A 10859-nucleotide genomic window follows, 5' to 3' on the forward strand; every position below is an offset into this window, starting at 1 on the left:
GGTAAGGAACACACTGCCATTTTTCTTAATATAAAAGAGTCTTAATAAACTTGATGCTAAACGAATCGTATTCACCTCTTTGGTGATAAAGGGGGCGATTTGGTCGACATCCAAGTGGGATAAGTCAAAGCATATTTTTTGTGATAAGGTGGTTTTTACACTTTGAATATATTCAGTTTGCGACTCGGGATGCAACGTAGTTCTGAATGCTGGGTGGTGAGCGATAAGTAGGGTAAGTGCACGATAAACTAACGCATAAGTCAGCGTGTGATCTTCGTCTTTTAGTGCCATAGTATGATTGACTACCCAAAGGTGATTTTTACCACCCATTGCCAGTAGATGTTGACGATTAGGCAGGCTAGGTATCTGTATTGCGTCACTATCTACATAACTAGATTCATCTACAGTCAGGTTTATCGTGTCGAATGCATCAGACCGAGCTTGGCCCACAAGCATGGCCATATGATCCAAACAAGGGTTACTAACAAAGGCTTTTATTGTAATAGATAGATTGAGCTCATGGTTGATGGTCGCAACGAGATCGATCAATTGAATTGAGTTGCCGCCAAGTTCAAAAAAGGACTTAAACGGATCAAAAGTGGTTAGGTGTAACTTATTTTGCCAAAGTTGAAGCAGTGTCTTAGAGTAGCCTTGCAACATGCCATCTGTATGCTGGGTATTGTTCTCGAGCTGCGCTCGTTTAGACAGTGCGAGTTTATCTGTTTTGCCATTTGGTGTAAGCGGTAATTGTTCAAGTACCCTTATTTCAGCGGGTTGCATAAAGTGTGGTAATCGCTCTGCAATATACTGGCGCAATGCGATGAGATTTATATCTTTGGGCGATTGGGTAACGATAAAGGCAGTTAGCATATTAGCCTGATTCAGCACCACGGCTACGGCGTCAATACCTTGGTATTGAGAGATAGTGTTTTCTATTTCAGAAATTTCTATTCTAAAACCATTTAGCTTAATTTGTTGGTCTATACGTCCTTGGTAAATCAGTTGTCCCTTACTATCAATTTTCACTAAGTCGCCAGTTTTATAGGCGCTAGTTTGGGTATCAGTGATATTGAGTAATACAAATTTCTCATCGGTTCGCTGGGGGAGATTCAAATAGCCATTAGCTAGCCCATCGCCAGTGATGAGCAGTTCACCAGTGGCACCTCTTGGCAATATTTGGTGATGCTTATTAACAACATAAAATTGAGTATTGGCAATGGGCTTCCCCAGATGGATGTCATCATCATGCTTTAATAATGCAATTGATGACCACACCGTTGTTTCAGTTGGTCCATACATATTCCAAAGAGAAACATTTTGTTGGTTGAGGTAGTGTTGCAACTCCAATGGCAGCGCTTCTCCACCACTTAGCACTGTGGTATTAGCACTAAATTGTACATTAAAGTTCTTAAGCATACCGAGCGAAGTCGGAGTTGCCTGAATAAAATTAATAGCTGCTCTATCGATAAGCGATTGTAACTGTTGAGGGTCTTTGCCTTGCTCCGCGGTTGCTAGGTGGATCCTGCCGCCACTGAGTAACGGTAGATATAATTCCAATACATGAATATCAAATGAGATCGAAGTCACTGCTAGTGCACGGGTATTGGTACTTAGTACAAATGTTTCTTGCATCGCGGTTATAAAATTTCTTAATGCAAGATGGGAGACAGTAACACCCTTGGGTTTACCCGTGGAACCTGAGGTATAAATTACATAAGCAAGTGAATCTATTGCGGTACAAGGCGATAAGTCTTCATGAGTTGCCACTTCTCCATGGTTGCATTGTAAGCTCAGCACTGGAACATTAAAGAGTTGGCAGCGTGTCTCCAATTTATAATCACATAAGATAAGTTGTGCATTTGAATCATTCACCATATGCTCAACTCTTACTACTGGGTAGTCTGGGTCTAATGGCAGATAGGCATGACCACTACGCAAGATAGCTAACATCGCCGCAACCATATGAACTGAGCGCTGACAATACACGCCAATAAAGCAATTATGGTGAAGTGGTTGTGTTTGGATGAGGGTAGTGTATTTCTCGACAAGTTTTTGTAGCGCTTGATAACTATATGTTCCAGAATCGTCTACTATCGCAATCTTATCTTTATATTGAGCAAATGTATGTTGTAGAGCCTCGGGTAAAGCATCGTGTTTGCTATAGTCTCTATGTGCACCTTGCCAACTTTGTTGAATATCGTTGCGTTGCTTTGGCGCGACAAAAGCAACAGAGGACATAGGTGAGGTTGCATTTTGTAGCAAGGTATCCAAGAGGTGTGAGAAGTTTTCGGCTAGCTGTTCGATAGTTTGATGATGATATAAATCACACGCATATTCCCACTCTAACAACAACGCATCAGAATGCTCAAATATATCGAGAGTCAGATCAAACTTAGCCTTACGAAATTGTTGCTTGGTCGGTGTGATCTCGATACCTTTTAACTCTGGCACAATAGGCTTCATATTGTGCATAGCAAGGAATATGTTAATCAACGGTGGCTGATTATGATGCCTCGGGATCGATATCTTTTCTAACAGCACTTCAAATGGTAAATGCGCATGCTCAAATGCTTCACTGGTTTGCTGTTTTGCAGCATGCACTAACGTAGCAAATGAACTACCTAAATCAACACTTTGTCTAAGTACAACGGTATTGGCAACAAAGCCCATTAACGTCTGTAATTGAGGGTGATCTCGATTGGCCACAGGAGTACCAATCACGATATCTTCTTCATTGCTGTAGAATGCGAGCAAAACATTAAATAAGCTATAAACAACAGTAAAAGGAGTGCAAGCGTGTGCTTTAGCAAATGCTTTTATGCATGCAAACTGCTCGCTATTGATATGGCTTGTATAAACCTGTGCTGGCAGATCTGAGAAAGAAGGTCTGTTTTTATCACTAGGAAAAGTAACATTTGTTGTACAAGTTTTGAGTTTGGCTTGCCACCACTGACTGAGTAAATCCAATTGTTGTGGTTCTAGAACTGCGCGTTGCCACAGTGCGTAGTCAATGTAGCTTATGGAGTCGTATTCTGTGTCAACGGAGAGCCCATCAATTAATTGAGCATAGACGCTCGCAACCTGTTGACAAAAAAGCGCAATAGACCATCCATCTGCGGCGATATGATGTATTACAAAAACAAAGTAATAATGATTAGGACTTTTTTGAAACAGCTCAACACGAATAGGGTTTTCACTACTTAAGTTAAACGGCTTTTCCACACATTTCTGGATAGCGGTAAATATAGCTGAGTCACTCAAACCTGAACATTTATGTATGTTAAAGACTCCAGTGCTGTTGTCTCCAAGGTATTGCTGTATTGATGAGTCTGTCTTTTGATATTGAGTTGTCAGTATGTTGTTGTGAGCAATAACATGTAGGATTGACTGTTCAAAAAGCGCTAAATTCAGTAATCCCTTTAGGTCAAATACCTTAGCAAGGTGATACTCAGTCGCTCCCTCTCGTAGCGAATCAGCCAGCCACATACGTTGTTGTTGAAATGATACCTCAGACCGCGTGTGTGACCGGCTTGTCTTGATCGGCTGTGACAGTTTGAGTATTAACTGTTTCATTTTATTGCGTTTTAGCATCGCAATAAGGTTTTGTTTTTCCGCTTTTATTTCATTGATCAACTCAGTGCTTGGTTGTGTTTTTGCGTGTAACTCGAGTTGGTCATCAACACTGAGTGAAAATGAAATACCAAGCGTTTGGCACTTTTCAATTAACTGTTCCATTATAAAGTGACCTTTACGACTTGTTCATTGGTAACGACATCAATTGCAGGTTGATGATATTCTTCGTATAAGGCCGCGATAAAGCTCGTAAGCTTAGTTACGGAATCGTGTTTCATAACTAAAGAAGCGGGAAGGGGGTTATCACAAAGTGTTTGCAATCTCTGCTTAAGCTCTATAGCCATTAATGAATTGAGGCCATAGTCAAACACGCTGGAGCCACTTTCAATGTTGTTGGCATCTTGTAACCCAAGTACTTTAGCTAATTCATCCTTGATACGGCATTCGAGTAGCGTATGTCGAGATGCTGAACTTGCCTCAAGTAACTGGGCTTTTATTGGATCTTCATCTTTATTTAAGTCTGTTGATTGGAATTGTGAAAATACGCTACTACCTGTTGCCATTTTTGCATTGAGCCAATCTACTTTGAAAATACCAATTTGAGGTTTTGTACTTTGTAGTGAGCGCGCTAATTCAATGACCCCTTCGTTAGAGGTGAGCGGATGCATTCCAGCTTGCAACATAGCTTGTTGCTCTTGTTCTGAAAGTTGTGCCGCCATGCCTGCTTCTAACCACGGTCCCCAATTTAAGCTAAGGGCCGGCTTCCCTTGCTGTCTTCTAGCGACACATAGACCATCCATAAAAGCGTTAGCAGTTGCATAGTTCGCTTGACCCGCCCAGCCAACAATTGATGCGATTGAGGAAAAGCAAACAAAATAGTCGAGTGCTAAAGAGCTTGTGGCGAGGTGCAGATACCAAGCGCCATTCACTTTTGGTGCTAAAACTGAATACATGTGTTCTGCTGTTTGGGCTGAGAAAGTTGCATCTTTAAGCAAACCAGCCGCATGGAATATACCTTTTAGCGGAGTCGCCGTAGCAGTAATCTTGTTTATCAACTCAATGACATCATTATATTGACTAATATCAGCTTGAATGTAATTAATAGTGCATCCTGATTGTGCAGCGGTTTTGATAATAGTATTAAGGCGATTGTTAAGTGGACTTCTACCCGAAACAAAGATTTGTTTTGCGCCTTGATTAAATAACCAAGTTACCACTTCAAGGCCTATTCCTCCTTGTCCTCCAGTAACAAGATAGCTACTGTCATGGAAGTGAACACTCGGAGCATGTGCTAGGCGTGCTACCGGAGGCAAAGTGTTAAGAGTTACTACTTGATATTCCTGTTGAAACTTTGTTGTGAGTGCATCAATTGGTACGCTCAAAGGTTGACTTAAAGCTATCTGTTCATACTCATTTAATGACTCGACAATCTGAACTATAAACGCATGTAATGATTCTATAGATTGGGTTTTATTTAACTGTATTGTAGGTTTTATATAGTTGTAGTTGGCTTCATTTAATTTAGTTTTTGGTCGTGGTTCAGCACTCACAATATGTGCGCCGTAACTTAACTTCTCTTGCAGTATGATTGGCATCGTCATCACAGTATCAATGACCAAGATGTCAATAGGTTCTAGTACATCGAGATGGTCGGCTGATTCAATAATATGAATGGAGCACCCCGCGGTTTTTAAGCAGGAAATAGCAGCAAGACTGGCAGCTGTGGTAGGGCTAAAAAAAGTCACAGTAGTAGTTTGTGTCAAAAGTGTTTGCACTAAGGCAAGAGATTGATGAACAACCGCTAAGTTTTCAGTTAACCAAGATGTACTAATGTCAGGTAGCGACACGAACGGCACTGTGTTATCTAGGTAATTGGTGATGCCACAATTGGCGAGTGCTACTTTGGGTTCAGCAACATCTTTAAGCTGATAAACAAAGTAACTAGGTCGATTTGCCAAAACTGCACGGTTGATTGAGATGGCATGTACAGGAGTAGTTTTGTTTTCGTCATCATGCTCGTAGGCAACCCAACTTTCCCCATCAAGGTGCCAATTGTAATATTTTGATTTTTGCGTAGTAACGGTAAAATATTTATCTTCAGCGCAAGCTTGAGAACTTAGATGCTCAAGTCGTTGAACGAAAGCTTGACCATCACGAATCGCCATTTCAGTATCGCTGAGTTGTTTTGTATTAAGTAGCAGCTCAAAGGTGTCAACACTAGATAACTGTTGGTCTATATCTAGTAATCTGAGCTTGAATTGTTGGTTTTCAGCGGCAAATACTCTCAACATACCCCAAAGCGCACTTTGCAAGGGGTTAACTAGAGTTTGGCTAACAGCTTGAGCATATCTCGTCACGGCGATTACTTCTAATGGCTTACCCCAGGCTGCAGCTTGGATCGCTTGAAAGTAGCTAAGTGGTGCGACCAAAGCTTCATCGATAATGCTATGCGGAAGACATTCATTTGGCATTTTGATATCGGATAAATGGCTAAGATCTATAATTAAGCGTTCAGTGCTGGTTAAATAAGGGGTTAACTTTTCTGTGATCAAAGCAACATCATCGTTACTGCTAATATTAACCACTGGATAATGCCCTAAGCCTTTTATTGGAAAGCCTTTTCGAAGAATACAAAGCGTATTGGCCTGAGTTTCTGTTTTGGTTATAGGCGTTGTCAAATTTTGCCAAGTGTAGTGATATTTAAGTTCTTTTAAAGGGTTCAGCTGATGTTGCGTATTGGCTTTTAGCTCGATTCCTAAAATGGAAATGCAAAGCTGTCCGTCTAACGTATAGATATTTAGATCGCCAACACAAAGCGGATCACTGAGTAAGGTTACATCAAGTAATGAGAAGCAATGGCTAGGGGGCTTTTGATGGTAGATAATTTCATCAATTTTCACAGGAAGGTACGAATGTTCGACTAATTGAAAGAAGCTTTGAAAAGCTCCATCAAGCAACATAGGGCTTAACATAACTTTCGAGTCTTCCTGAGAGTCACATTGTATCTCTACTAAAACCTGCGATGATGATTTCCAACATTGCACCACACTTTGAAAGAGTGCTTGATAGTTCATATCTAAGCGATGGCAATGAGTATAAAACTCATCTTTACTTATACACTGCTCAAATTCTCGTGTGTTTTGGTCAAAAGTTTTGCCTTGGATGATTGTTTTTTCGCTCCACTCCACAGTAAATCGGCTTTGCTGGAACCAGGACTCTTTTTCAAAGCTAAACAAAGAGATAGTTGAGTTTTCAACATTAAGTCGAGTCTCAAGAGTGATCTCCTCATCATTGAGATATAATGGTCTATTAAACTCAACATCACTGAGGGTGTATTTCGTATCGTCTGCTTGGACTCGAGCCAGTTGCAATGCAGCTTCAATGTATGCCGCGCCTGGATAGATGGTTTCATTACCCACCTGATGTCCTGTTAAGTGCTGCTGATTTTTTGTACTGATTTTGTTTTGCCAAATAGGCTGCTGGCTGAGTAACTGTTGACCGAGTGTTGGCAAACTAAGATCTAAGAAAGCGTCTCGCTTTTGCTTGTTTTCAATGCGAGAAAGTTGAACATCAGGATGCTCATGCCAGTAGGATTGATGTTCCCATTGATAATTTGGTAGCCGAACATTGTGATTAGGGGGGCAATTTTTCACATGTAAAGCTTCTTTAGGGTCTAACAAACCTGATGTTGCTAAAGCTCCCAACCCTGCTGCAAACTGGAGTTCGTCGTCTTCGTTACGGATCATAAAAGAGGTTGCAAAAATAGGGAGGTCCGAGGCCACCTGTTTAATAACATTTGACAGTACCGTATGCGGACTAATTTCAATAAAATTCCTTACGCCATCATCCAGTAAGTTTTGTATCGCTTTTTCAAAGTAAACTGGCTCCCGAACATTCTGAGGCCAATATTCAGCGGTCCACTTTTGCCAATCGGCAATTGAACCTGTCACGGTGGAGTATAGTGAAATATTTGGTTCGCTTGGATGAAGAGGTGACAAAGAATCAATCAGTGGCTTATTAAGCTTATCCATTACTGGACTGTGATATGGCACTTCAACGTTTAAAAATCTAGAAAACTTGCCCTGTAGCTCTAGCTCATCTGAGATTGCTTGTAGATTGTTGGTATCACCAGAGAGAGTAATAGAAGTTTTGCTATTGATTGCAGCGATTGACACAGCTCCAAAGTGCTTATTACAAAGCATTTGAGCTTGGGTTTCATTGATTCCAACAGCTAGCATTTTCCCCTCACCAGCGGTTGTTTGTTGTAGCCGACTACGGTGATAGATAATACGAAGCGCCTCTTCAAAATTATAAACACCAGCACAATAGCTTGCTGCTACTTCTCCTGCGCTATGACCAACGATGGCATCAGCCTTGATACCGTAATGAGCTAATAGCTTAAACAATGCAATTTGAATCGCGAATATTGCTGGTTGTGCGTATTGTGTTTCATGTATTTCGTCATCAGCATAGTGCATTTTCTCAATTAAAGACCATGACACATATTGTTGTAGTGCGATGTCAACTTTATCCAGCTCAGCCTTGAATAAAGCATTGCTGCTATATAAAGCTTGTCCCATTTTTGGCCAAGTAGTTCCCATTCCAGAGAAAACAAAAGCGATTGGGGCAGAGGAGGTTGGTTGGGAGGCTGCGCTACGATTAACTTTGTTGGGCCGCTCGGAAATAAAGTCTTCAAGTTGCGTAATCAACGCGGTTTTGTCTCGCGCGGTGAAAACCGCTCTATTTTTAAAGGCAGTCCGTAATAACACTGAGTTACTACAAAAATCGGGTACGTCACTTTCATCAAGTGGTTTTAAGTGGTCTAGATAGGCGGATACTTGTAACTTAAGCGCAGCAGCTGATTTTGCGCTGACGAATAGCTGCAACAAACTAGGACGGGTAGAGCAGGATCTGGAGGTTGATTGTGCTTGCTCAATCACGACATTGGCATTAGTACCTCCAAAACCAAACGAATTTACAATAGCGCGACGAGGAGTGTAATCGCCCCTATTTGGCCAAGCAGTGTTATCTGTCACTATTTTTATATTTAATTGTGCCTCGTTGATAGCGGGGTTAATAGTGTGACAATGCAATGTTTTTGGGATTATGCCGCTATTCATGGCATTGATCGTTTTAATCAAGCCAGCTATCCCTGCTGTTGGTTCAGTATGGCCGATGTTACTTTTAACTGACCCAATTAAGCACGGCTCTATCTCTTGGGATCGCGCACCGAGTACAGTGCCTAGCGCATTTACTTCGATAGGGTCGCCGACTGCAGTGCCAGTCCCGTGTGCTTCTGCATAATCTATATCACTACCAGTAAGACCTGCAATGGCCAGGGTTTTTGATAAAAGTTGCTGCTGTGCATGTCCATTTGGTACGGTGATCCCGCTAGTCTGGCCGTCTTGATTCGTACCACTTGCTTTGATTATCGCAAGAACCGGGTTTTGATCTTTAATCGCCTCAGACAGCTTTTTTAACACGACTACCGCAACACCTTCACTCCTAACATAACCATTCGCATCGCTAGAAAAGCTTTTACAGAGCCCATCAGGTGAAAGCATGGAGGCTTTACAAATCGACATTGTCATCTCTGGTCTCAGTAATAAGTTTACACCACCAGCTAAGGCAATTTGGCTGTCTCCGCTGTGAATCGCTTTACATGCTAAATCTAGTGCTACAAGTGAGGAGGAGCAAGCGGTGTCAAGCGTAAGACTGGTACCGTGAAAATCAAAACAGTAGGATAGTCGGTTCGCCGTGAGCGTCATTGAAGACCCTGTCGCAGAGTGACTAGAAACCAATTCATGGGCATTGCTATCGGTTTGTAATTGCTCAAAGTCGTGCATAAACTGACCCATGAATACACTAGTATCACTGCCTCTAAGCTTATCAACATCTAATCCTGCATTTTCTAGCGCTTCATAGGCGACTTCGAGTGCCCAGCGTTGTTGCGGGTCGATATAGGGGGCTTCCTTAGGGGAGATACCAAAGAAAGGGGCATCGAATAACGATAGACCAGATAAAAAACCTCCATTTTTAACATACATTTTTCCTGCTTTATCGCGATCACTATCATAGTAGGCGTCGACATCCCAACGCTCTTTAGGAATTTCCGTGATGCCATTACCACCGTTTATTAGGAAGTTATGAAAATCAAAAGGGGAGTTATTTTCTCCAGGAAGACGACATGATACACCAATGACAGCGATGTCATTTTGTTGCTCAGTTGCAGTTTGGTTGTTATTCATCTTTTACTCCAAAATTCGGTAATTTATTAGATTGCTTGACTAAGTGTTGGGCTAGACTTTTTGTGAAACAGGGTACCTGTCAGGGCGCTATTTGGGCGGGTATGTGCAGTCAATATATCTTGCCAACTCAAGCCTTGTTGTAGGAGGTATGTTGCAACCGAACAATGTTTATTATGAATATAAGCAATATTTTCTTTGGCACTGCTGTAGGTATCTTCTTTTACTTTTGGATGAGGATAATGAACAGCTTTAGCTTCTGTTATCAATTCGAATTTACAGCCCAGATTATGTAATCTTAACGCAAGTTCTACATCTTCCCCTCCCCAGCTACAAAAATACTCATCGAAGCCACCAGCCTCGTAAAGTGCATGAGTTTTGCATGATGCATGGCAGGTCCAAAAGATAAGCCAAGGCTCATTGATTTGGTGAAGAGAAAAATGGTGGGAGCGTAAAAAGGCAGCTCTACAGTCTTGGTATTGTTCTAGGAAAGCGCTATCGGTAAAGATATTTTCTTCAGATAATCGATGCTTGAATTTACGTAAGTTTGATTCTTCTAGTTCTTCAAATCCGAAGCAAAGCCCAATTAATACACCGACATCACTTCTTTGGTAGCGTGTTAAGTGTTGAGAAAGGCAGGAGGGCTCGGCTATAACACCTGAGTCTAAAAAGAGGACATGTTCAAATTGAGCATTTAAGATGCCAATATTTCTCGCTCGAGCGACACGGAATCCCTCATCCTGTTGAAAGTAATATTTTATTGACAATGTGTCTGAAAATGATTTCACGACCTCACGGGTATCGTCACTCGAACCATCGTCTACGATAATAATCTCAAAAAGAGTGATATCGAGGGTTTGTTTTTCTAAGCTCTGTAATGTCAGACGTAATAGCTGGCTACGGTTATAGGTGGGGATAATAACGCTGATCCCTGTTCTCCAATCTTTCATTTATTTATTCCTTTGGTTTGCATTCATTGCAAAAACTAGCACCGAAATTGGATACGTTATTTTTAATATGTAAATTATAGGTGTCAATATG

The 10859-nt window shown here is 41.4% G+C and carries 3 protein-coding genes; all 3 read right to left on the reverse strand.

Features of this window, described 5'->3' with window-relative positions:
* On the reverse strand, window positions 1-3735 hold a 3735-nt coding region (locus L1D50_RS17730), incomplete at its 3' end, for an amino acid adenylation domain-containing protein (protein WP_239966514.1).
* Entirely contained in the window at window positions 3735-9821 is a 6087-nt protein-coding gene (locus L1D50_RS17735; protein ID WP_239966515.1) for a type I polyketide synthase, read from the reverse strand. The genes L1D50_RS17735 and L1D50_RS17730, both read right to left, overlap by 1 nt.
* Before the next feature lie 26 nt (window positions 9822-9847).
* Window positions 9848-10768 carry a glycosyltransferase gene (locus tag L1D50_RS17740; protein ID WP_128725259.1) on the reverse strand — a complete coding sequence of 307 codons (921 nt, stop codon included), beginning with the start codon at window positions 10766-10768 and terminating at the stop codon, window positions 9848-9850.
* Between the last annotated feature and the right edge of the window lie 91 nt (window positions 10769-10859).

Source organism: Pseudoalteromonas sp. Isolate6, from assembly GCF_022398435.1.
Lineage (GTDB): Bacteria > Pseudomonadota > Gammaproteobacteria > Enterobacterales > Alteromonadaceae > Pseudoalteromonas > Pseudoalteromonas galatheae.